Here is a 23,019-nt window from a genome sequence, read left to right on the forward strand (position 1 = left end):
GAAGGCATGAGTGCGACGATGCGTGCCGCGGTGTGTGTCCGGGCGGGTGGCCCCGAAGTGCTGGAGCTTCGCGAGTTGCCGGTGCCGGCGGTTCGGGACGGCTGGAGTCTGTTGCGGGTCCACGGAGCCGGTCTGAACCGGTCGGAGTTGCGGACCCGGCAGGGGCATTCGCCGTCGGTGCGGTTCCCGCGGGTCCTCGGGATCGAATGTGTCGGCGTCGTGGCTACCTCGACCGATCCCGCCGTACCGGAAGGGACGACGGTCGCGGCGGTGATGGGAGAGATGGGCCGGGTGTACGACGGGGCCTATGCGGAGTACGCATTGTTGCCGAACGCAACGTTGATGCCGGTCGGCACCACGCTGCCGTGGGAGGTGCTGGCCGCGCTGCCCGAGACGTACCTGACGGCGCAGGGTGCGTTGGACGCGTTGGGGATCGAGCGCGGCGGCCGGCTGCTGATTCGCGGCGGTACGTCGTCGGTGGGGATGGCTGCTGCGGCGATCGCGGCCGGGTCCGGGGTCGAGACCGCGGTGACGACGCGGCAGGAGAGCAAGGTCGAGGCGCTGACCGCGGACCATGTGGTGGTCGACGACAGCGGATCGCTGGGTGGATCGCTGGGCGGATCGCTGCGGGAGATCTGGCCGGACGGACCGGAGTACGTTCTGGACCTGGTCGGCGCGCGTACGGCGGTGGACTCGCTGCGGCTGGTCCGTCGCGGCGGCACGGTGTGTGTGGCGGGTTCACTCAGCGGGTGGTTGATCCAGGACTTCGAGCCGATCGCGATGATCCCGTCCGGGACCCGGCTGACGGCGTTCCACAGCGAGACGATGAAGGGTCGCGCGGACGTGCTGCAGCGGATCGTGAGCGAGGTCGAGAGCGGCGTCTACCGGCCGAACGTCGACCGCGTCTTCGAGCTGGACGAGATCGTCGCGGCGCACCGGTGCATGGAGGACGATCAGGCGACCGGGAAGCTGGTCGTCACCCTGCGGCACGAGTAGGCGACGGCGTCGCGGCCGATACGCGTGATGATCAGGGTCGCAGACGTGGAGCCCTTCGGTGCGAGCTTCTTGCGTAGCTGGGCCGGGTCGAGATCCACGCCGCGCTTCTTGATCTCCAGGGTCCCTATGCCCTGGTTGCGGACCCAGGAGCGCAACGCCTTCTCCTTGTAGGGCAGCTCTTCCAGCACCTCGTACGCCGAGGCCAGCGCAGTTGGGACGTACGTCGACGCCGTGACGTAGGCGATGCGGGGATCCAGCAACCAGCCGTCGACCGCTGCGGCGACCGCAGTGACCAGACCGGCTCGGACCACTGCACCGTCGGGCTCGTAGATGTACCTGCCGACCGGACCGCTGTCGGCTTCCGGTGCGTCGGTGACGCTCGCACCGCCGGGGAGCAGCGTGGCCCGCCGGGACGTGCCGGGGGAGAGCTGCCCCGACCAGAGGGCGGCCTCTTTGACCTCACCGGAGTCGCTGATCCATTCGGCTTCCACACCTTCGGGGATCGCGTCGTGCGGGATGCCGGGCGCGACCTTCACGCACGCAGTCCGCTGCAGGAGCTGGGTGACGAACGACCACGGCGGCGAGTATGCGTTGTGGTCGAACACCCGCCGTCCGTCGGCCCGGCGCGCGGGGTCGGCGAAAACCACGTCGTACGGCGTGAGGTCGGTGGACTCGGCTTCGCCTACCAGTACCTCGCCGGGTAGTCCCAGTGCGGACAGGTTGGCGCGGGCGGTGGCTGCTGTCTCTGGATCGCGTTCGACACCGGTCACACGCAGTCCGGCGCGTGCGGCGCTGATGAGGTCACCGCCAATTCCGCATCCCAGATCGACCACGGCGGCGCCCAGCAGGGTGGCTGCGAGCCGTGCGGCTCGGTGGGTGCTCACCGTGGTGCGGGTGGCTTGCTCCAGGCCGTCTGGTGTGAAGTACATGCGTTCTGCGTCCGGTCCGAACTTGGCGACGGCGCGGTGGCGCAGTGCGGCTTGGGTGACCGCAGTCGTGACAAGCGTTGCGTCGTACCGGCGTCTGAGCTTCTCGACGAGTTGGAGTTCGTTGCCGGGGCGGTACTCGGCGCAGGCGGCAGCCAGTACCTCAGCGCCCGGTCCGTCGAGCAGCGCGGTAACACTCACCCGGCAACTTTAAAGGGGGCTCGAACAGGTCCTGCTCCAGCTGCGGGTTGCCATCGAGTACAGCCGCCAGTTCATCGCGGAGCGGGTCTTCGGGCCGTAGATGCCGTCGACTACCAGGTGGTGCTTGCGCTGGACGGTCTTGACGACCGCGCGGGTGTTGCTGCCGTAGATGCCATCGACAGCGAGCTTGGAGCCGTAGCAGAAGTTCAGGTTGCGCTGGAGGACCTGGATCGCGGTCTCCGGGTCGCCTGTCCGGCTGGAGCCGCGGTACGGGTCGTCGCCGTACATCAGGTTGCAGGTGGTGCTGGTGCTGCCCAGGATCGACGGCATCGGGATGCCCCAGCTCCGGTTCACCGGCACGAGGCGGGCGGACCTGCACTGCGGCAGAGCGGCTGCTGCGCTCAGTTCGGCGGCAGTGGCGTCGTGGGCGACAGGCTGGTCGGCAGGCGCCTTGGCCGCCGGCGCTTCGGAGACCGGCGCTGTGGACAACGGCTTTGCGGCGGATGGTGACGGGTTCTTCGACGCGTTGGCGGCGACGGCCCCGACGGCGACCGCGCCGACGGCGGCGAGCAGGGCGATCGTCCGCCCGGACAGCTTCGGCAGCGCCGGTACCTTGAACGCCATGGCCTCTCCTCCGATCGCTCTGAGAGAACGGTCGCATGCGCCAGAGGGTTCGGCCCAGCGTTCGGCCACATTCCGTACCCGCCCGATCACCGGGTTGCCGGAGATTGTTTGGCACTCGAGTTGACCGAGTGCTAATCGCGGCCTAGATTCGGTGTTGGCACTCTCGGTGTGAGTGTGCCAACGGTCCGGCCTCCTGACCCCCGCGACGGCAGGGGAGCGCGACCACATGTCACAGACAAGCGAATTCGACCGTGGAGGTCAGCAAGTGTCGGTCACGATCAAGCCGCTCGAGGACCGTGTCCTCGTCGCGCCGCTCGAAGCCGAGCAGACCACGAAGTCCGGCCTGGTGATCCCGGACACCGCCAAGGAGAAGCCGCAGGAGGGCGAGATCCTCGCCGTCGGCCCGGGCCGGATCGACGACAACGGCAACCGCGTCCCGCTGGACGTCTCTGTCGGCGACAAGGTCATCTACTCCAAGTACGGCGGCACCGAGGTCAAGTACGACGGTCAGGACTACCTGATCCTGGGCGCCCGCGACATCCTCGCAGTCGTCAGCAAGTGACGAACGCCCGCTGTTCCTGACTGACACCGCCCCGGAGCCTCTGGCGCCGGGGCGGAGTGGGTCCGGCATCCCGACCGGGGTGGTGGGGCGGAGTTGGACACAGCGCTCGCTCCTGCAACGAGACATACGGAAAAGGACTGGTTTTCTTCATGCCGAAGATCCTCGAGTTCGACGAGAACGCGCGGCGCGCGCTGGAGCGTGGCGTCGACAAGCTCGCGAACACGGTGAAGGTGACGCTGGGCCCGAAGGGCCGCTACGTCGTCCTGGACAAGAAGTGGGGCGCCCCGACCATCACCAACGACGGTGTGACCGTCGCCCGTGAGGTCGAGCTGGACGACCCGTTCGAGAACCTTGGTGCGCAGCTGACCAAGGAGGTCGCCACCAAGACCAACGACATCGCCGGTGACGGCACCACCACCGCGACGGTGCTGGCGCAGGCACTGGTGCACGAGGGCCTGCGGGCGGTCGCCGCCGGCGCCAACCCGATGGGCCTCAAGCGCGGTATCGAGGCGGCCGTCGAGGCCGTGTCGGCCAGGCTGGTCGAGACCGCGCGGCCGGTCGACGACAAGGGCGACATGGCCCACGTCGCCACCATCTCCGCCCGGGACGCCGAGATCGGCGGCCTGATCGCGGACGCGTTCGACAAGGTGGGCAAGGACGGTGTGATCACCGTCGAGGAGTCGAACACCTTCGGGACCGAGCTCGAGTTCACCGAGGGTATGCAGTTCGACAAGGGCTACATCTCGCCGTACTTCATCACCGACGCCGAGGCCGGCGAAGCGGTGCTGGAGGACCCGTACATCCTGATCCACCAGGGCAAGATCTCCGCGATCGCGGACCTGCTGCCGCTGCTGGAGAAGGTCGTGCAGTCCGGCAAGGCGCTGCTGATCATCGCCGAGGACGTCGAGGCCGAGGCGCTGTCGACCCTGGTGGTCAACAAGATCCGCGGCAACTTCACCTCGGTCGCCGTCAAGGCGCCGGGCTTCGGTGACCGCCGCAAGGCGATGCTGGAGGACCTGGCCGCGCTCACCGGCGCACAGGTCGTCGCCCCCGAGGTCGGGCTGAAGCTCGACCAGGTCGGCCTCGAGGTGCTCGGTTCGGCGCGCCGGATCGTGGTCTCGAAGGACAACACGACCGTCGTCGAGGGCACCGGCAAGGCCGAGGACATCGCGGGCCGGGTCAGCCAGATCAAGTCCGAGATCGAGCGCACCGACTCCGACTGGGACCGCGAGAAGCTGCAGGAGCGGCTGGCCAAGCTGGCCGGCGGCGTCTGCGTCATCAAGGTCGGCGCGGCCACCGAGGTCGAGCTGAAGGAGAAGAAGCACCGGATCGAGGACGCGGTGTCCGCGACCCGGGCCGCGATCGAGGAGGGCATCGTCGCGGGTGGCGGTTCCGCACTCGTGCACGCCTCCACCGTGCTGGACAAGGACCTCGAGCTCGACGGTGACGAGGCCACCGGTGTCCGGATCGTCCGCAAGGCGGTCGTCGAGCCGCTGCGCTGGATCGCGGAGAACGGCGGCTACGAGGGCTACGTCGTGACGGCGAAGGTTGCCGAGCTCGAGTCCGGCAGCGGCTTCAACGCCGCCACCGGTGAGTACGGCGACCTGCTGGCGCAGGGCGTCCTGGACCCGGTCAAGGTGACCCGGTCCGCGCTCGCCAACGCCGGCTCGATCGCCGCGCTGCTGCTGACCACCGAAACCCTGGTGGTCGACAAGCCCGAGGAAGAAGAGCCCGCCGCAGCCGGTCACGGCCACGGCCACGGCCACTGATCCCTCAGCACCAGTAGTTCGACAGCACACCAAGCACCGCCCGGCAGGCAACTGCCGGGCGGTGCTCTGTTGTACGGCGGGCATGTGGGCACAGGCCCCGGTGAGTCGGAACAGGCAATTGCACGTCCCCTGTCCCCGACGCCTGTCTCCACCCCCGTACGACGGGGGAGTCGGGGGGATCTGGTGGGATGGGTGGGTGTTGATACGGGCGCGGGGTGACGACGATCTGGGTGTTTGCGTGGAGCTGTTGCGGGCTGTGCACGAGCAGGCGGCGTACCCGATCAACTGGCCTGCTGACCCGCGAACCTGGCTGACGCCGGAGAACCGGCTGGGTTGCTGGGTCGCGGTGAGTGGCGCGCGGGTCGTGGGGCATGTGGTGCTGACGGCTGTGGGTGATGCTGCCGAGGTGGAGCGGTTGTTCGTGGATCCGCAGGCGACCCGGCAGGGGATCGGGCGGCAGTTGCTCGACCATTGCGTGACGACCGCTGCCGAGCTCGGGCGGAAGCTCTCGCTCGAGGTGGTCGACAACCGCGGCGCCGCCGTACACCTCTATCGACGGTCCGGCTGGCGCGAGGTCGGTCGTACGCCGATCGACTGGGGCGGCGAGCAGGCGTCCGAGCTGGTCCGCTTCGCGGCGCCGTAGATCGAACTGGTCAGTAGTGACAGATTGTGATCATTTGGGGGGCTTGATCACGAATTGCCACTATGCAATGAGAGTTGAGCGCCGTACCATCTTTCACGGCTGACCGGTCCGAACACGAGGGGGCAAGGGGTGACAGAGGTCCGAGTACCTGACACCCACGACCGGGTCGAGCTCAGGGATCTTGCCGCGCTGGCCGGCGACGGGGACCGTACAGCTCTCAATGACCTGCTCACCAGGGTGCGCGCAGTAGCGCACCGTTACGTACGGTCCCGTTTGTGGACCTATCCCGGCGGCGCCGACATGGTCGACGACGTCGCACAAGAAGTATGTGTCGCGGTGTTCGGCGCGTTGGGCCGGTATCGTGACGAGGGGAGGCCTTTCGAGGCTTTCGTCTACGGCATCGCGGCCCGCAAGGTCGCCGATGCCCAGCGTGCGTTCGCGGTCGCCGACGTCTCGACGCCGGACCTGCCGGACGGCGCGGACGAGTCACCGACGCCGGAGGAGCGCGCGGTTCGGCACTCAGAGGTCCAGCACATCATGGGCCTGCTGGAAAAGTTGCCGGAGAAACTGCGGGAGATTTTGCGCCTGCGCGTCGTTGCGGGGATGTCAGCCGAGGAGACCGGCCGGGCACTGGGGATGACACCGGGGGCGGTGAGGGTCGCACAGCATCGGGCGTTGAACACGCTCAGGGGGTTTGTGGGGCATGAAGCAGAGCTGGAACGAGGAAGAGCAGGGGAGGGGCATCATGGCTGACCGTTTCGACCTGGACGCGATCGAGGCCGATGACGCGCTGCTCGATCTGCTCGCCGCCGGTGGGGAGTCCGCCCGAGCGGCGGGCGAGCACGACCCGGCCGTCGCACTGCTGGCCGATCTGCGGCTGGCGGTCGAGGTCGAGGACGAGCTCCCGGTGGAGACCATCGACGATCCGGAGAGCTTCCTGGCGCGCTGCGCCGCGCTCAACCCGGTCACCGACCCGTTCGCCCGCAAGATGGCGACCCGCGGTCTGGCGTTCGGTGTCGCCGCGGTGGCGGCGCTGTCGGTCTCCGGGGTGGCCGCGGCGGTCACCGGTGACCCGTTGTCGCCGTACGAGAAGGTCATCGAGAAGATGGTCGACGCGGTCCGTCCGCAGACCAGCTTCCCGAAGGAGGACCTCGACGGACTGCCGGTCGTGGACCGGAGCAAGATCGTCAAGGTCGGCAAGGACTTCCAGGCCAAGGCGACGGCCCAGCACGCCGCCGAGAACGCGGGCAAGGGCGGCTCCGCCGGCGACGACCCGCAGGCGCAGGACATCAAGGGAACGCCCGAAGTCGTTGTGCCACCGGGCGAGAGGCCTGTGGCGTTCCCGCTGCCGATCGATGAGCAGAAGACGCAGGGCCCCGTCAAGCCGACGACCGAGGTGACGCCGACGGACGACACCACGACGGCGAAGCCGACCGACACCACCACGACGAAGCCGGCCGACCCCAAGACCACCGATCCGACGGACACGAAGACGACGGAGACGCCGCCGGACCCCCCGAAGACGACCCCGACCGACGAGCCGACCGACACGCCCACGCCGACTCCGACGGATCCGACCACCACGACGCCGCCGACGAACGGCGACACCGGTACGGGTGACACGGGCACGGGCGACAACAACACGTCGACCGGTGAGCCGACGGCCACGCCGAGCGCCGGCGCGGGCGAGGGGCAGACGAGCGACGGGGAGACCACGCAGGGCTCGGACAGCACCACCACGCCCGCCGGTGACACCGGCGGTACCAGCGGTTCGGACACGTCGGGCACCGACACCTCGGGCGCCGGTGAGACGCCGGGTAGCGACGTCACGCAGGTCCCGGACCAGGTCAAGGAAATCGCGGACGTGGTCGAGACGATCGTGGCGCCGGTCCTGCCGACGCCGAGCGGTGAGCCGGTCGCGAACGAAACCACCGAGCGGTTCTTCGGCACGCCCGACGCGACGGCCAAGTCCGTCACGACCAGCAAGGCGACGGCGAAGAAGGCGGCCGCCAAGCCGACCGGGAAGCACGCGAGCGGGACGGTCAGCACGGGCTCGGTCCGCAAGGCCTACCCGAAGGGCAAGCACTCCAGCGGTGCGTACGCCGAGGGCAAGCATGCCGCCATCGCCCGGACGTACGGCTCGACCGCCGACGCCAGCCTGCTGCAGATCCTGGACGTCGTGAACGCGCCCATCAAGTAACCGTTCGACCACCGACCGCCCGCCACGATCCGTGGCGGGCGGTTGCTTGTGGTGGCCTGTGGACGGCGGATTCGGGGCCTGGTGGCGGCGCGGATAGGATGGGGTTCCGTTGTCGCCGTACAAAAGGTGCTCGTTTTCCCCATGGACATCACCCCCGCTGGAGTTCCCGACAAGTTCGCCGTCCTCGGCCTCACCTTCGACGACGTACTGCTGCAGCCGAACGAGTCCGACGTCATCCCGTCCGAGGCCGTCACGCGGTCCCGGCTGAGTCGCAACGTCGAGGTGAACATCCCGCTGGTGTCCAGCGCGATGGACACCGTCACCGAGGCCCGGATGGCGATCGCCATGGCGCGCCAGGGCGGCCTCGGCGTGCTGCACCGCAACCTCTCGATCGAGGATCAGGCCCAGCAGGTCGACCTGGTCAAGCGCTCCGAGTCCGGCATGATCGCGCAGCCGATCACGATCGGCCCGGACGCCACCATCGGCGAGGCCGACGCGCTCTGCGGGCAGTACCGGATCTCCGGCGTGCCGGTGGTGGACGACGCCGGCGTCCTGGTCGGCATCGTCACCAACCGCGACATGCGCTTCGAGACCGACCTGTCCCGGCCGGTCCGTGAGGTGATGACCAAGCAGCCGCTGATCACCGGCCGGCAGGGCATCGCCGCCGACGACGCGATGGCGCTGCTCAGCAAGCACAAGGTGGAGAAGCTGCCGCTGGTCGACGACGCCGGCAAGCTCACCGGGCTGATCACGCTCAAGGACTTCGTCAAGCGCGACAAGTTCCCGCTGTCCACCAAGGACGGCTCCGGCCGGCTGATGGTCGGCGCGGCGATCGGCTTCTTCGGCGAGGCCTACAAGCGGGCCATGACGCTGGTCGAGGCCGGTGTCGACGTGCTCGTGGTGGACACCGCGCACGGTCACTCCCGGGCCCAGATCGAGATCATCCGCAAGCTCAAGGCCGACCCGGCCACCCGCGGTGTGGACGTCGTCGGCGGCAACGTCGGCACCCGCGCGGGCGCGCAGGCGCTGGTCGAGGCGGGTGCGGACGGCGTCAAGGTCGGCGTCGGCCCCGGTTCGATCTGTACGACGCGGGTCGTGTCCGGCGTCGGCGTGCCGCAGGTGACCGCGATCTACGAGGCGTCGCTGGCCTGCAAGCCGGCCGGTGTCCCGGTGATCGGCGACGGCGGCCTGCAGTACTCCGGTGACATCGCCAAGGCGCTCGTCGCGGGTGCGGACACGGTCATGCTCGGCTCGCTGCTCGCCGGGTGCGAGGAGTCGCCGGGCGACCTGGTGTTCATCAACGGCAAGCAGTTCAAGGCGTACCGCGGGATGGGCTCGCTCGGCGCGATGTCGTCGGCCGGCGGCCTGCGCAAGTCGTACTCCAAGGACCGCTACTTCCAGCACGACGGCGGCTCCGACGAGAAGCTGATCGCCGAGGGCGTCGAGGGCCAGGTGCCGTACCGGGGCCCGCTGTCGGCGGTCGCGCACCAGCTGATCGGCGGCCTGCGGCAGTCGATGTGGTACACGGGCGCCCGGACCGTGCCGGAGCTGCAGGAGAAGGGCCGCTTCGTCCGGATCACCTCCGCCGGCCTGCAGGAGTCCCACCCGCACGACATCCAGATGACGGTCGAAGCCCCGAACTACTCGGGCCGCTGACCCGCCTGCTACCTGTAAGGACACCAGATGACCGAGATCGAGATCGGCCGCGCGAAGCGGGGTCGGCAGGCGTACGCGTTCGACGACATCGCGATCGTGCCGTCGCGCCGCACGCGGGACCCCGAGGAGGTCTCGGTCGCCTGGCAGATCGACGCGTACCGGTTCGAGCTGCCGATCCTGGCCGCGCCGATGGACTCGGTGATGTCGCCGGCCACCGCGATCGCGATCGGCAAGGCCGGCGGTCTCGGCGTCCTGAACCTCGAAGGTCTCTGGACGCGGTACGAGGATCCGACCAGCCTGCTCGAGGAGATCACCAGCCTCGAGACGCAGCAGGCCACGCACCGGTTGCAGGAGATCTACGCGGCGCCGATCAAGCCCGAGCTGCTCTCGCAGCGGGTGCAGGAGATTCGCGACTCCGGTGTGACGGTGGCCGGTGCGCTGTCGCCGCAGCGCACCAAGCAGTTCGCCAAGCACGTCGTCGACGCGGGGGTCGACCTGTTCGTCATCCGCGGTACGACGGTGTCCGCCGAGCACGTGTCGGGCCAGGCGGAGCCGCTGAACCTGAAGCAGTTCATCTACGACCTCGACGTACCGGTGATCGTCGGCGGCTGCGCGACGCACCAGGCGGCGTTGCACCTGATGCGGACCGGCGCGGCCGGCGTACTCGTCGGCTTCGGCGGCGGTGCGGCGCACACCACGCGGAAGGTGCTCGGGGTCGCGGTGCCGATGGCGAGTGCGGTGGCCGACGTGGCGGCGGCGCGGCGGGACTACATGGACGAGTCCGGCGGCCGGTACGTGCATGTCATCGCGGACGGCTCGGTCGGACGGTCCGGTGACGTGGCGAAGGCGATCGCCTGCGGCGCGGACGCCGTGATGGTCGGTTCGCCGCTGGCCCGCGCGAGCGACGCTCCGGGCGGCGGGTTCCACTGGGGCGCCGAGGCCTGGCACCAGGACCTGCCCCGCGGTGAGCGGGTCGAGGTCGGCGTCACCGGCACGATGGAGCAGATCCTGTTCGGCCCGTCCTGGGTCCCGGACGGCACGATGAACCTGGTCGGCGCCCTCAAACGCGCAATGGCCACCACCGGCTACACGGAACTCAAGGAGTTCCAGCGAGTCGAGGTAGTCGTCGGTTGAGTACCGGCGTACTGCTCCTGCACGGTTCGAGCGGTACGCCGGACTTGGCTCGGGCTCGTCTGCTCGAGGCCGAGGGGTACGACGTACTCGCTCCGCGCTGGACGGTGACGCACGAGGTTCCGTTGGAGTCGTTCCCGGTCGATGAGCTGGCGCACCGCGATCGGCTGGTTGTGATGGGCAGCTCGTGGGGTGCCGAGGCGGCGTTGCTGCTGGGTGCACTCGACGAGCGGGTCGACGCGGTGGTCGCGTTCGCACCGAGCGCCTACGTGTGGGGCCGGAACCTGGAGGACGGCAGTCAGCGGTCGGCCTGGACCTGGCAGGGGGAGCCGCTGCCGTTCGTGCCGTTCGACCTGGACTGGAAGCCCGAGGACGATCCGCCGAGCTACACCGGTCTGTATCGCCAGAGTCTGCGGCGTGCTCCGGAGCAGGCGCGGATCCCGGTGGAGCGCATCAACCAGGTGCTTCTGATCGCCGGCGGTGACGACAAGGTGTGGCCGGCGGTCGAGTTCGCGCAGGAGATCGAGCGGCGTCGCGGCGAGCAGGCGACCCGGATCGTGATGGTCCCCGAGGCCGGGCATCGTGCGGTGTTGCCGGGGGAGGAGCCGAAGACCGCGGGACAGCGGATGGCGCGCGGCGGGACCGAGGCAGCTGACCGTGAGTTGGGTGCCCGAGCGTGGCCCGAGATCCTGCGACTGCTGGCAGCTTGACGCGACTTGCGTCGAGTTCACCCGGTTTGACGGGTTCTGGAAGGATTGCCGCATGGGATTGTTCAGCCGCCGGAGCAGCCAGGACACGGACAATGTTGCCCTCGCCGCAGCGCGAGGCCGACTGTCCCCGGACGACGTCGATCAGGTGCGGTTCCTGATCACCACGAAGAAGGCGGTGCACGCGGTCAAGCTGATCCGGGACCGCACCGGCCTCGACCTCAAGCAGTCCAAGGAGTTGGTCGACGACATCCGCCTCGGGCGGTACGTGCCGCCGACGACCGGTACGCCGTTGGTCCGCCGCCCGGGCACCAACCTGGCCGAGCGCACCCGCGCCCTCAAGGCCGCGGGCGAACTCCACCAGGCGACCGCCCTGGTCGTCAGCGAGACCGGCATGACCGAGGCCGAAGCCGGCCTGTTCGTCGGCGCCCTCCGCCCCGACCTGCAGGACCAGCCCGGTCCACGCAGTCAACCCTTGACGTAGGACAGCTTCTCCGCGATCTTGCCGTCGCGGAGTCGCAGTACGTCGACGCCGCGGACGTGGGCGCGGTCGCCGGACGGCTCGCGCCAGGAGTACCGCCACCGTACGACGGCCCGGTCCCCGAGCAGCACGGTCTCCTCGGTCTCGAAGTGCGGCTCGACGGTGTCCGTGAACAGCGTCGCCCACACCGCCCGGACCGCGTCCGCGCCCTCGAAGCGCCCGCCGTTCGGCGCCGGCGACGTGGACTCGAACACGATGTCGTCGGTGACCAGCGACATCGCCGTCTCCAGGTCGCCCTCATCGAAGGCAGCCCCGAACCGCTCGAGCACCGGAGTCGCCGGCGTCCACCGCGCATCCCGCCCGAACGCCGCGAGCAGGGCGTCGGCCGGATCGGTGAAGCCTTCCAGATGGTTGCCGATCATTCCGACCGACCGGTAGAGCTCCTCGCGCTTGGCGAACCAGTCCGCGACCTCGTCCACCACCTCGGGGTCCATCCGCGGCAGTGCGCCGATCGCGACGGCCAGATCCCAGCCGTGGATCAGGTGGTCGGCCGCGAGTTGTCGCAGGTACTCGTGCGGATCCTCGTCGCCGTACGACAGGTGCACCTTGTCGATCGACCAGGTCGCGGCGGCCTCCGCCTCGCGGGCAGCGTACGACGCCGCACCGGCCGGATCGTCCTCGAGCAGGTCGCCCTCGAGGGTGTCCCCGACCTCGGCGATCGTCTTGCCCGCCATCAGCGGCACGGTCCAGCGCTCCTCGCCGACGACATGGTTGACCAGCGCCCGGACGTCCCAGTCCGAGCACGGCGTCGGCGCCGACCACTGATCGGCCGGCACCTCCGAGACCAGGTCCGCGAAGTTGGCGACCGTGCGATTGTGCAGTTCCACAACGTCCATGACATCCCCCTCCCAGCGTCAGCGTGGGCCGGAGGAGGCCGGGACGTCAACGGCCGAGCTGGAGTTGCTCCGCGGCCTCGTGGGCGTGGTGCGACGCGGCCAGGTCGCCGGTGGCGGCCAGGAGATTGCCGTGGTGCCGGTAGCAGGCGCCGGCCAGGTCCTTCATCAGCGGGTTGTCGTCGGCGTACGGGATCAGGGCGGTCGCGACCTCCGCGCACCAGCCGCCGAGATCGAGCGCGAGATCGGTGCGCCCCGCCTGGAAGTACGCCTCGGAGATGTCGAGCAGCAGCTGCGCCCAGATCGGCACGTAGATGTCGGTCTGGAACCGCATCCGGTGCGACTCCCGCTCGGACGAGATCGCGAACAGGTAGTGCGCCTCCATGCCCAGCGTGAGCGCGGCATTGCCGTCCTGCGACAGCAGCGGCTTCACCAACTCCGCGAGCTCGGTCGCGCGTTGCGCCGCCGACTCCGGATCTGTCCGGCCCGACACGGTCGCCAGCGTCATCCCGGGCGCGGGCTCACTCAGCGCCACCAGCCGGTGGTACTGCTCGAACGGCCCGAGCTTGATCTCCGCGTTCTCCAATGCCGCGACCAGCGTCAGCGGCAACCCGCGGTCCAGCTCCTCGACCACCCGGGCCGCCGTCTCGGCGTCGGTGTCGTACGCCGTCCGCAAGCAGGCCTCGCCCTCCAACCGGCCGACGATGCCGAGGTGCTTGCCCTTCCTGACCAGGGCGGCGACCAGCGTGCGCATGTCGGTTGCCGAGTCCGAGTCGGCGAGCGTGTCGGCCGTGGTCAGTCCGATCTCGTCCGCCTCGAGCGCAAGGTCCAGCCGCCCTTCTGCAGCGTGGACGTCGGCCGACACCGCGGTCGCCGTACAGAGATAGCGGGCGTACGACAGCGACTGGGGGCTCTCGTTGATCTGGTCCGCGAGCTGCAGGAACAGCTGGGTCGCCGCGTCCGCGGACGCGACCGCCAGCGCGGGGTCGCCGTACCGCCGCAGGATGAGCGCGTTCATCGCGAGCACCCGGGCGAAGTCCGGCTGGTGCTTGAGACCGTCCTCGCCGCCGACGAGCTGGCCGTACGCGATCACCGCGCCGTCCATCTCGAGTACGGCGGTGGCGCCGTGACCTCGGTGTGCCTGGGTCATCGCGCGCCGGGCGCGGACGTCGGCGAGGAAGCAGGTCGCGTCGAGTACGCCGGCGTCCTGGAGCTCGGTGTACCCGAGTTGCGCCTCGTGCAGCGCGGCGAGGGCCTCCTCGTGGCGGCCGGACGCGTTCAGCGATCCGGCCAGCTCGTACTGCGTAGCGGCCATCAGATGCTTGGCCTCGTAGTGGTTCGGGTGCCCTTCGGCCCGCTCCCTGGCCAGCTCGATGACCCGCTGCTGGTACGGCCCTGCCTCGTCGGCGCGGCCCTCCTCGATCAGCACCTGGGCTGTCTGCAGCGCCTCACCGAGCTCGTCCTCAGGAGGCGTCCAAAGCCCCCCGCTGTCCACCATCTTGACGTTCCACCCCTTCGCAGGTCGGAGAGGGCGTCTGAGCACGCTGCGCCTACTGCGCGGCACTCGGCACGGCACCTCGCCGCACGTGAGCAAAGGCCACGATGCTCCGCATCGAGACCTTCGCTCCCGCACGCCGATGCACCGCACCGAGCACCTGCTCGCGACGGCGCAGCGTGCTCAGACGCCCTCTCAGCGGATCAGCTTAACGGTCTCTTGATACTGACAGCCGCTATTACCGGCAGGTAGCCTTCGTGTATGAGTGAGCAGACTTCGATTCCTGCGGATCCGGAGCTCGACCCGACCGCGTCGTACGCGACCGATCAGTCGGTCATCCGCCGGTTGTCGGGGCTGCTGCGCGCCACGGCCGGCACCCGGACGTCGTACGCGCCGGCCACCGGGCAGCCGATCGCGGACCTGCCGGTGTCGAGTGAAGACGACGTAGTCGCGGCCGTCCGGGCCGCCCGGAGGACCCAGCAGACGTGGCGGCGGGTGCCGCTGGCGGAGCGTGCGGCGATCCTGCTGCGGTACCACGATCTCGTCCTCGATCACCGGCACGAGCTGGTCGACCTGATCATCCGCGAGTCCGGCAAGGCGCGGAAGCAGGCGTTCGAGGAGCTCGCACACGTCGCGCTGACGGCGCGGTACTACGGCCGCAAGGCGTTCGAGCTGCTCGAGCCGCAGCGCAAGCTCGGGATCTTCCCGCTGCTCACCCGTGCCGAGGAGCGGTTCGTCCCGAAGGGTGTCGTCGGCATCATCTCGCCGTGGAACTACCCGCTGACGATGGCGATCTCCGACGGCCTGCCCGCGATCCTGGCCGGCAACACCGTCGTCCACAAACCCGATAGCCAGACCCCGCTCACCGCACTGCGCGGCATCGAGCTGCTGTACGAGGCCGGCCTGCCGCGGGAGGCCTGGCTCGCGGTGAACGGCGACGGCCCGACGGTCGGCGGCGCGCTCATCCAGAACGCCGACTACATCTGCTTCACCGGGTCGACCAAGACCGGCCGGCTGGTGGCGAAGCAGGCAGGCGAGCGGTTGATCGGCTGCAGCCTCGAGCTCGGCGGTAAGAACCCGATGCTGGTACTGCGGGACGCCGACATCAACCGAGCGGCAGAGGGCGCCGTACGGGCGTGTTTCGCGAACGCCGGCCAGCTGTGCGTCTCGATGGAGCGGCTGTACGTCGCCGACCAGGTGTACGACGCCTTCGTCACGGCGTTCGTGGACCGGGTGAAGAAACTGCGCCTGAGCGCCGGCACCGGCTGGGACGTCGACATGGGCTCGCTGATCTCGAAGGCGCAGCTCGAAACGGTGACGCGGCACGTCGACGATGCTCGGGAGAAGGGCGCCACGGTGCTTGCCGGCGGTAAGGCCCGCCCGGACATCGGTCCGCTCTTCTACGAGCCGACAGTCCTGTCCGGAGTCACCCCTGCGATGGAGTGCTTCGACAACGAGACCTTCGGGCCGGTCGTCTCGATCTACCGGTTCTCCGACGAGTCCGAGGCGATCCAGCGCGCGAACGAGGGCGAGTACGGCCTGAACGCCAGCGTCTGGACCCGCGACGGCCGTCGCGGTCGCGCGGTCGCAGCGCAGCTGATGGCCGGCACGGTCAACGTCAACGAGGGGTACGGCGCCACGTTCGGCTCGATCGACACGCCGATGGGCGGCATGCGGTCGTCCGGCCTGGGTCGGAGGCAGGGCGTCGAGGGCATCCGCCGGTACGTCGAACCACAGGCGATCGCCACCCAACGGCTGATCCCGATCGCCGCCTCCCACGGCCTCTCCGACGAGAAATTCGCGGAACTGATGACCGGCGCACTCCGCATCCTGAAGAAGATCGGTCGCCCGTGAGTTTCGACTACGACGTCGTCATCGTCGGCTCGGGCTTCGGCGGGTCGGTCAGCGCGTTGCGGCTGACCGAGAAGGGCTATCGGGTCGCCGTACTGGAGGCCGGTGCGCGGTTCGACGACGCGGGGTTCGCGAAGAACTCGTGGGACAAGAAACGGTTCCTGTTCGCGCCGAAGCTCGGCTGGTACGGCATCCAGCGGATCAGCGCGCTGCGCGACGTGATCATCCTGTCCGGCGCCGGGGTCGGCGGCGGCAGCCTGGTCTACGCGAACACGTTGTACGAACCGCTGCCCGCGTTCTACACCGATCGCCAGTGGGCGCACATCACCGACTGGCAGTCCGAGCTGGCGCCGTACTACGACCAGGCGAAGCGGATGCTCGGCGTCACGACGTACCCCGGATTCACGCCGGCCGACAAGGTGATGAAGCAGGTCGCCGAGGACATGGGCGTCGGCGAGACGTTCCACCCGACACCGGTCGGTGTCTTCTTCGGTGAGCCCGGCGTCGAGGTCGACGACCCGTACTTCGGTGGCGCAGGCCCCCGCCGTACCGGCTGTATCGACTGCGGCGAGTGCATGACCGGCTGCCGGCACAACGCGAAGAACACCCTGACGAAGAACTACCTCTACCTCGCCGAGAAGGCCGGAGCCGAGGTCTACTCGCTGACCACGGTCACGTCGGTCGAGCCGCTGCCGGACGGCGGGTACGCGATCGACACCCGGCGTACGTCGAACAAGAAGGCCACCCGCCGGTTCACCGCGGGACAAGTGATCTTCGCCGCGTCGGCTCTCGGTACGGCGAAGCTCCTGCACCGGCTGCGCGACGAGGGCAAACTGCCGCGGCTGTCGGACCGGCTCGGCGTGCTGACCCGGACCAACTCGGAGTCGCTGCTCGGCGCGATCTCCCGCGACACCGACGTCGACTACAGCCGCGGGGTCGCGATCACGTCGTCGTTCCACCCCGACGACATCACCCACATCGAGCCGGTGCGGTACGGGAAGGGCAGCAATGTGATGTCGCTGCTGCAGACCGTGCTGACCGACGGCGACGGCGACAAGCCGCGCTGGCGGACCTGGCTGCGCGAGCTCGGCGTCCAGCGGAAGAACATCCGGAAGCTGTACGACCTGAAGCACTGGTCCGAGCGGACCGTGATCGCGCTGGTGATGCAGACCGCGGACAACTCGATCACGACGTACGGCAAGCGTGACCGGCTGGGCCGGTGGAAGCTCACGTCGAAGCAGGGGCACGGCGCGCCGAACCCGTCCTGGATCCCGGTCGCGAACCAGGTGGTCCGGCGGATGGCGAAGCTGATGAACGGTACGCCGGGCGGCACGATCGGGGAGCCGTTCAACGTGCCGATGACCGCGCACTTCATCGGCGGCTGCGCGATCGGCGACTCACCGTCGTCGGGCGTCGTGGATCCGTACCACCGGGTCTACGGGTACGACGGACTGCACATCGTCGACGGCTCGACCATCTCCGCGAACCTCGGCGTCAACCCGTCCTTGACGATCACCGCCCAGGCCGAACGGGCGCTCTCGTTCTGGCCGAACAAGGGCGCCACGGACCCGCGGCCGGCGGTCGGTACGGCGTACCAGCGGATCCAGCCGGTGAGGCCCGAGCACCCGGTCGTCCCGACGGATGCGCCCGGTGCGCTGCGGCTCCCGATCTTCCCGAAGCAGGCTGTGACGGAGTCGTAACAGAACAGCGAAGAATTGCGCGAAATGAAAAAGCCTCAGCAGTAAGTTGCTGAGGCTTTCGCGCTGTGCCTTTTCGAAACAGGTCCGGAAAAGGGAGCAGGTCCCTCGGGAACGTTTCCGCCCAAATCGTTTCCCGAGGGACCCACTCAAGCCGGGGTGAGGCGCCCGGCGCTTTGGGATCGGATCGCCAACCATGGCTGGCGACCCGAGCTCTTGGTTACTACCTTACATCCGATTTCCAGGGGCTTCAGGGCTTGTGACCACTCTGCGTGCTGATCGTAATGATCAGCATTTGTAGCTCCTGGTAACCGGGTGGCGGTCTTCCTTGCGATAACCGCCTCTGCACACATCAACGAGCCCATCTACAGGGGGTTACGAGGTTCCGCAGAAAAACCCAGAAACTTTTTCCGGGGAGTGCGGAGAGTGGCGGTGAGGCACTTCGGTCGCAGGTGTTCCACGTGACGCCCGCCGCAGCCCCGCCGTACCTGTCTGACCTACTGTGAGGCCGACCGTTGAGATGAGGCAGGAGAACCATGAGCAAGATCCTGGACGTGGCACGTGAGCAGGTTCTGGAGCAGGGCACCGGGCTGAGCCAGGAGCAACTGGTCGAGGTTCTCACCGTGCCCGACGACCAGTTGCCGGAACTGCTCGCTCTCGCGCACGACGTCCGGGTGAAGTGGTGCGGCGAGGAGGTCGAGGTCGAGGGGATCATCTCGCTGAAGACCGGCGGCTGCCCCGAGGACTGCCACTTCTGCTCCCAGTCCGGCCAGTTCACCTCGCCCGTGCGCGCGGTCTGGCTGAACATCCCCGAACTCGTCGAGGCCGCCAAGGAGACCGCGAAGACCGGCGCCACCGAGTTCTGCATCGTCGCCGCCGTTCGCGGGCCCGACGAGCGGCTGATGAGCCAGGTGAAGGCCGGCATCGACGCGATCAACGCCGAGGTCGACATCAACATCGCGTGCTCGCTGGGCATGCTGACTCGAGCGCAGGTCGACGAGCTGAAGTCGTGGGGCGTGCACCGCTACAACCACAACCTCGAGTCGGCCCGGTCGTACTTCGGCGATGTCGTCACCACGCACTCCTTCGAGGAGCGCTGGGAGACCTGCCTGATGGTGCGCGAGTCCGGGATGGAGCTGTGCTGCGGAGGTCTGGTCGGGATGGGTGAGTCGCTCGAGCAGCGCGCCGAGCTCGCCGCGCAGCTCGCCGAGCTCGACCCGCACGAGGTCCCGCTGAACTTCCTCAACCCGCGGCCCGGTACGCCGTTCGGCGACCTGGAGATCATGGACGGCAAGGACGCGCTGCGGACCATCGCCGCGTTCCGGCTCGCGATGCCGCGGACGGTCCTGCGGTACGCCGGCGGTCGCGAGCTGACCCTCGGCGACCTGGGCACCCGCGAAGGTCTGCTCGGCGGCATCAACGCGGTGATCGTCGGCAACTACCTGACCACCCTGGGCCGCCCGGCGACCGCCGACCTCGACCTGCTCGCCGAGCTGAAGATGCCGGTGAAGGAACTCCAGAAGACGCTGTGACCGAGACGACGTACTGCGGCCACTGCGGCCGCGACATCACCGACGGCACCCACGAGGACTGCCGCCGCGCACTGGCCCTCGAACCACCCAGGTACTGCGCGAGCTGCCGCCGCCGAATGATCGTCCAGGTCCACCCCATGGGCTGGTCAGCCCGCTGCTCCGTCCACGGCATCCTGACCGCACACTGATTGGAACGGTCGTTTGCCACTGCGTGGTCCTACCGTCGTTTCATCATTCGACGCGGGAGGGAAGTCAGCGCGATGAGTTACGGAAGCAGGAAGAAGGCGGCACGCAGCGACGCGGTGGCGAATGGCGGCAAGCTGACGGGGCGCCAGGCGAGGAAGGCCGCTAAGGAGGCCGTTGCCGGCCGTCTCGGTGAGGACGGGAAGGTTCGCGACACCCGGGGCAAGGTGATCGGCAACTTCGCGGGCCGGACCCCGAAGACGCCGAACGAGCACGGCGTTTGAGGACTGCGCCGGCGTCGGGCCGGGTCCGGCTAGGGTTGGGGTATGTCCAACGTGCCCCGGCTCCTGGTCGCTCTTTACGGACCGACGTCGGCGGGTAAGACCGCGGTGTCGGTCGATCTGTGCCTGCGGATCCGGGACGAGCTCGGGCTGCCGCCGATGGTCGTGTCGGCGGACTCGCGGCAGGTGTACCGGTACATGGACATCGGCACCAGCAAGACCACGCCGGAGGAGATGCGCGGGATCCCGCACACGATGATCGACGTCACCGAGCCGGTGCGGAAGCTCGAGCTGGAGACGTTCGTCGCGCAGGCGCGCCAGCACATGGACGAGTGCTGGAACGCCGGAGGTGTCCCGGTCGTCGTCGGCGGCACCAGCGTGTACGTGCGTTCGCTGCTGGAGGGCTGGGAGGTGGACGCGGTCGCGGAGGCGCGGAACGCCGTACGCCGTGACTTCCCGCGCAGCATGGCCGAGGACGCGTACGCCGTACTTTCGCGGCTCGACCCGAAGGCGGCCGGGAAGATCCACGAGAACAACTACGACGCGATCGTGAACGCACTGGCGCGTGCCATGGGCAACGATCCGGAACGGGCCGTCGCCCCGGCGACCCGGCAGGTCGTGTTGTCGGTCGACCGTTCCGCCGCCGAGATCGACCAGCGGGTCGCCGCGACCTACGACCGCCAGGTCGAGCTCGGGCTGCGCGAGGAGGTCCTCGGTCTCGACGAGCGGTACGACGTACTGACGCAGTACCACCGCCTCGGCCAGAAGTCGCCGAACCAGGTCGTCCACACGCACGGCTACACCGAATGGTTCGACGTCGCCCTGGACCGCGGCAAACCGGTGCAGAGCCTGACCGGCGCCGACCTGGACGAGGTCCGCACCCGCGTCGTCGAACGCATCCAGACCCACACCCGCCGCCAGCGCTCCGCCATCCCCAAACTCACCGGCGTCAAGCCAGTCCGCAACGCCAACGACGCTTTCAACGCGGTCAAGAAGGCCCTCGAGTCCGACCCGATCAAACCAGCGGCACCCCGCCCGGCAGGTAGCAAGCCCGGAAACCCCCGAGGTAAGCGCACCGGCGGTCGCCCCGCACGCGACGGTCAGCCCACCCCGAGACGCGGCTCCCGCCGCCGCTGACCGGGCGAAGCAAGCGGCGCGACGACCCGGGTGAAGCAAGCCGACTGATCCGGGTGAAAGCAAGGCGGTCTGCTCGGGCGAACAGCAAGCCGGGGCGGACCGATCTACGGTCGCCCCGGCGGAGTGTCGCAGGGTTGCTACTTGCTCTTGCCGTCCTTGCCCTTGTCCTTGTTCGCCTTGATGATGGCGCGTCCGGCGCGGGTGTTCGGGTTGGGGTTGCGCTGCTGGTCGGCCTGGTTACGGGCCTGACCGTACTGGTGCTTGGTCTCGGTGCCCTTGCCCTTTCCCCTGTGTTCGCGGGACTTGCCGTCTTTACCGGTTGCCATCGTCTATCCCTCCGAGTTGTTGTGTGTGATCGAGTGCATATGAGGCAGCGGCTAGCGGCTCTGGCCCTGACCCTTGCCCTTGGGGCGGTGGGTGGTCGGGTAGAGGACCGGCAGGTCGCCCTTGCCCGTCGACCCCGAGCCCTTCTCGGTCTTGCTGCCCTTGCTCTTGCTGTCCTTGCTGCCGTACGAAGGCACCTGGTAACCCCTCTTCGCTGCGGGCCGCGGGCGGCCCGGCACTGTCGTTGTGCAGAAGCAGACGCCGCGATCCGGCAACTGGTTCCCCTCCGGTTCGGCGCCTCGGAAACATAACCGCGGCTGGGGTTCACCCTCAGTTCAGCCAGACGTGGGTACGGGCGTGTGTGACCTAGACGGTCGGATAAAGTTCGTGCGTGGTCAACGTCGCTGTCAACGTGCTCGCCGAACTCGGTAAGGCGACCTGGACGACGCCGCGCGCGGTCGGGTACGAGACCGTGCTGGAGGGCGTTCGGCAGTCGATCGGCTTCTACACGCAGTTCATCGCGACCGAGGAACAGTCCGACGAGCCCGACACCGACACCATCGAGCTCTGGCGGGCGGAACAGCTGGCCTGGGCGAAGCGCGCGCAGGACCTCACCCCGCTGGACACCAGCGCGACCGAGAGCATCCGCCACGACGCCGACAACCTCCTCGCGGCCGGCGACGACGACGATGACGACGAAGAAGACGACGAGGACGACGAGGACTCGGACGACGAAGACGACGATGCGCAGGGGGGATAGTGACGGCACCATGGGGGCCTGCAGCAACCAGTGACGACCAGCACCTGCTCGACGAGGCCGAGAGCGCGCGGATCTTCCGCGAGCGGATCGTTCCCGACCAGCTGAGCGGCGTACCGCAGGAGCAGCCGATCGTCATGTTCGTCGGTGGTCAGCCGGGGGACGGCAAGGCCTCGATCACCGCCCTGGCGAAAGCGGTCCTGCAGCGCCGCGGCCGTCCGCTCGTCCTCAGCGCGCTGACCTACGAGCCGTACCACCCCGACTTCTACGAGCCGATCACCGACGTACCGCCGGCCGCCTGGAGACATGTCGCCGCCGACGGCCGGCGCTGGCTCGCACTGGCCGAGGAACTGGTGATCCGAGAGCGGTACGACGCGATCGTCGAGACCGAGCTCGCCGACCCGGACGCGTTCGCCGAGTCGGCGCAGCGGTTCAAGGCGGCCGGTTACCAGGTCGAGGTCGCCCTCCTCGCGGTGCCCGAGGCACGCAGCCGGCTGGGCATTCTCGAGCGGCACATCCGGTCACTGGAGAAGTTCGGCTTCGGCCGGTTCGTGGAGCAGAGCGCCCACGATGCCGGCTACGTGGGTGTGCTGCGGGCGGCCGAGCTGGTCGACACGGGGCAGTGGGCCGATCGCGTCGGCGTACTGCGTGCCGACGGGGAGCTGGTGTACGGCAACCAGCGCGATGGCAACGCGGCCTGGCAGCAGCCGGCCCGGACCGCCGACGCGATCACCTGGGAGCGGGACCGTGCCTGGACCGTTCTGGAGTCGCGGTACTTCCTGGAGTCCGTGGCGCAGGTCGAGCCGCTGGGTCTGGTCGCGCCGGTGCAGTGGATCCGGGACGAGGCGGTCGAGGGCGTCCGGGCCGTGACCGCGATGGGTCGGCCGCGGGTGCACCCCGACGCGGTGACGCTCCACATCGCCAAGGCCGGCACCGCCTTCTAGCCCCGTCGGGACTCGGGAAGGCGGCATGG

General features: G+C 69.0%; 24 protein-coding genes. 18 read left to right on the top strand and 6 right to left on the bottom strand.

From position 1 onward, the window contains the following. Positions 1–6 precede the first annotated feature (6 nt). Positions 7–996 (top strand): zinc-binding dehydrogenase, encoded by a 990-nt coding sequence (locus tag EV651_RS04185; RefSeq protein ID WP_133782209.1) that lies wholly within the window; start codon positions 7–9, stop codon positions 994–996. Here the strand turns inward: EV651_RS04185 and EV651_RS04190 are convergent. Beyond that, positions 954–2,123 carry a methyltransferase domain-containing protein gene (locus tag EV651_RS04190; protein ID WP_133782211.1) on the bottom strand — a complete coding sequence of 390 codons (1,170 nt, stop codon included), beginning with the start codon at positions 2,121–2,123 and terminating at the stop codon, positions 954–956. The two genes, EV651_RS04185 and EV651_RS04190, sit on opposite strands and share 43 nt — an antisense overlap. A gap of 9 nt (positions 2,124–2,132) precedes the next feature. After that, positions 2,133–2,747 carry a peptidoglycan-binding protein gene (locus EV651_RS04195; protein WP_133782213.1) on the bottom strand — a complete coding sequence of 205 codons (615 nt, stop codon included), beginning with the start codon at positions 2,745–2,747 and terminating at the stop codon, positions 2,133–2,135. Between the two features lie 265 nt (positions 2,748–3,012). Here EV651_RS04195 and groES point away from each other — a divergent pair, with 265 nt between their 5' ends. From groES to EV651_RS04240, 9 genes are all read left to right on the top strand, one after another. Next, positions 3,013–3,309 carry a co-chaperone GroES gene (gene groES, locus EV651_RS04200; RefSeq protein WP_133782216.1) on the top strand — a complete coding sequence of 99 codons (297 nt, stop codon included), beginning with the start codon at positions 3,013–3,015 and terminating at the stop codon, positions 3,307–3,309. Between the two features lie 149 nt (positions 3,310–3,458). Then, a complete protein-coding gene (gene groL, locus EV651_RS04205; RefSeq protein WP_133782218.1) occupies positions 3,459–5,078 on the top strand; it encodes a chaperonin GroEL in 1,620 nt (539 codons plus the stop codon). Between the two features lie 238 nt (positions 5,079–5,316). After that, entirely contained in the window at positions 5,317–5,721 is a 405-nt protein-coding gene (locus tag EV651_RS04210; RefSeq protein WP_238156654.1) for a GNAT family N-acetyltransferase, read from the top strand. Positions 5,722–5,850: 129 nt separating this feature from the next. After that, entirely contained in the window at positions 5,851–6,474 is a 624-nt protein-coding gene (gene shbA / locus EV651_RS04215; RefSeq protein WP_133782221.1) for an RNA polymerase sigma factor ShbA, read from the top strand. Beyond that, positions 6,467–7,921, top strand: a complete 1,455-nt coding sequence (locus EV651_RS04220; protein WP_133782223.1) for a hypothetical protein — start codon at positions 6,467–6,469, stop codon at positions 7,919–7,921. Before shbA ends, EV651_RS04220 begins: the two co-directional genes overlap by 8 nt. Positions 7,922–8,062: 141 nt before the next feature. Next, positions 8,063–9,577, top strand: a complete 1,515-nt coding sequence (gene guaB, locus EV651_RS04225; RefSeq protein ID WP_133782225.1) for an IMP dehydrogenase — start codon at positions 8,063–8,065, stop codon at positions 9,575–9,577. A 27-nt stretch (positions 9,578–9,604) separates the two neighbouring features. Continuing rightward, positions 9,605–10,711, top strand: coding sequence for a GuaB3 family IMP dehydrogenase-related protein (locus tag EV651_RS04230; protein WP_133782227.1), 1,107 nt, complete (start codon positions 9,605–9,607; stop codon positions 10,709–10,711). Next, positions 10,708–11,418 (top strand): acyl-CoA thioester hydrolase/BAAT C-terminal domain-containing protein, encoded by a 711-nt coding sequence (locus tag EV651_RS04235; protein WP_166658496.1) that lies wholly within the window; start codon positions 10,708–10,710, stop codon positions 11,416–11,418. Before EV651_RS04230 ends, EV651_RS04235 begins: the two co-directional genes overlap by 4 nt. 52 nt (positions 11,419–11,470) lie before the next feature. After that, positions 11,471–11,899, top strand: a complete 429-nt coding sequence (locus EV651_RS04240) for a hypothetical protein (RefSeq protein WP_133782231.1) — start codon at positions 11,471–11,473, stop codon at positions 11,897–11,899. Here EV651_RS04240 and EV651_RS04245 read toward each other — a convergent pair. Together EV651_RS04245 and EV651_RS04250 are read right to left on the bottom strand one after the other, a co-directional pair. Further along, positions 11,884–12,792, bottom strand: coding sequence for a TIGR03086 family metal-binding protein (locus EV651_RS04245; protein WP_133782233.1), 909 nt, complete (start codon positions 12,790–12,792; stop codon positions 11,884–11,886). The two genes, EV651_RS04240 and EV651_RS04245, sit on opposite strands and share 16 nt — an antisense overlap. Before the next feature lie 46 nt (positions 12,793–12,838). Next, positions 12,839–14,287 carry a hypothetical protein gene (locus EV651_RS04250; protein WP_133782235.1) on the bottom strand — a complete coding sequence of 483 codons (1,449 nt, stop codon included), beginning with the start codon at positions 14,285–14,287 and terminating at the stop codon, positions 12,839–12,841. 258 nt (positions 14,288–14,545) lie between these two features. Here EV651_RS04250 and EV651_RS04260 point away from each other — a divergent pair, with 258 nt between their 5' ends. The 6 genes from EV651_RS04260 to EV651_RS04285 all read left to right on the top strand — a co-directional run bounded on the left by EV651_RS04260 (position 14,546) and on the right by EV651_RS04285 (position 20,965). Beyond that, positions 14,546–16,138: a succinic semialdehyde dehydrogenase gene (locus EV651_RS04260; protein WP_133782238.1), complete on the top strand. Its 1,593-nt coding sequence runs from the start codon at positions 14,546–14,548 to the stop codon at positions 16,136–16,138. Continuing rightward, complete coding sequence (locus EV651_RS04265) at positions 16,135–17,835, top strand: GMC oxidoreductase (protein WP_133782240.1); 1,701 nt, start codon at positions 16,135–16,137, stop codon at positions 17,833–17,835. Before EV651_RS04260 ends, EV651_RS04265 begins: the two co-directional genes overlap by 4 nt. A 533-nt stretch (positions 17,836–18,368) precedes the next feature. Next, the gene (bioB, locus tag EV651_RS04270) at positions 18,369–19,364 is read left to right on the top strand and encodes a biotin synthase BioB (RefSeq protein WP_133782243.1); all 996 of its coding nucleotides are present in this window, start codon (positions 18,369–18,371) and stop codon (positions 19,362–19,364) included. Continuing rightward, complete coding sequence (locus EV651_RS04275) at positions 19,361–19,552, top strand: hypothetical protein (RefSeq protein WP_133782245.1); 192 nt, start codon at positions 19,361–19,363, stop codon at positions 19,550–19,552. Before bioB ends, EV651_RS04275 begins: the two co-directional genes overlap by 4 nt. Before the next feature lie 72 nt (positions 19,553–19,624). Next, positions 19,625–19,831 (top strand): hypothetical protein, encoded by a 207-nt coding sequence (locus EV651_RS04280; protein ID WP_133782247.1) that lies wholly within the window; start codon positions 19,625–19,627, stop codon positions 19,829–19,831. A 42-nt stretch (positions 19,832–19,873) separates the two neighbouring features. After that, positions 19,874–20,965, top strand: coding sequence for a hypothetical protein (locus tag EV651_RS04285; protein WP_133782249.1), 1,092 nt, complete (start codon positions 19,874–19,876; stop codon positions 20,963–20,965). A gap of 137 nt (positions 20,966–21,102) precedes the next feature. Here EV651_RS04285 and EV651_RS04290 read toward each other — a convergent pair whose 3' ends face one another. Continuing rightward, complete coding sequence (locus EV651_RS04290; protein WP_133782251.1) at positions 21,103–21,291, bottom strand: hypothetical protein; 189 nt, start codon at positions 21,289–21,291, stop codon at positions 21,103–21,105. Between the two features lie 51 nt (positions 21,292–21,342). After that, positions 21,343–21,486: a hypothetical protein gene (locus EV651_RS41180; RefSeq protein WP_166658497.1), complete on the bottom strand. Its 144-nt coding sequence runs from the start codon at positions 21,484–21,486 to the stop codon at positions 21,343–21,345. A gap of 194 nt (positions 21,487–21,680) precedes the next feature. Between EV651_RS41180 and EV651_RS04295 the strand changes: the two genes are divergently transcribed. Next, positions 21,681–22,049: a hypothetical protein gene (locus EV651_RS04295; protein WP_133782253.1), complete on the top strand. Its 369-nt coding sequence runs from the start codon at positions 21,681–21,683 to the stop codon at positions 22,047–22,049. Beyond that, on the top strand, positions 22,049–22,990 hold the full coding sequence (locus EV651_RS04300; protein WP_133782256.1) for a zeta toxin family protein: 942 nt from the start codon (positions 22,049–22,051) through the stop codon (positions 22,988–22,990). Before EV651_RS04295 ends, EV651_RS04300 begins: the two co-directional genes overlap by 1 nt. The last annotated feature ends 29 nt before the right edge of the window (positions 22,991–23,019 follow it).

Origin of the sequence: Kribbella sp. VKM Ac-2571 (genome assembly GCF_004362255.1) — a bacterium.
Classification (GTDB): domain Bacteria; phylum Actinomycetota; class Actinomycetes; order Propionibacteriales; family Kribbellaceae; genus Kribbella; species Kribbella pratensis.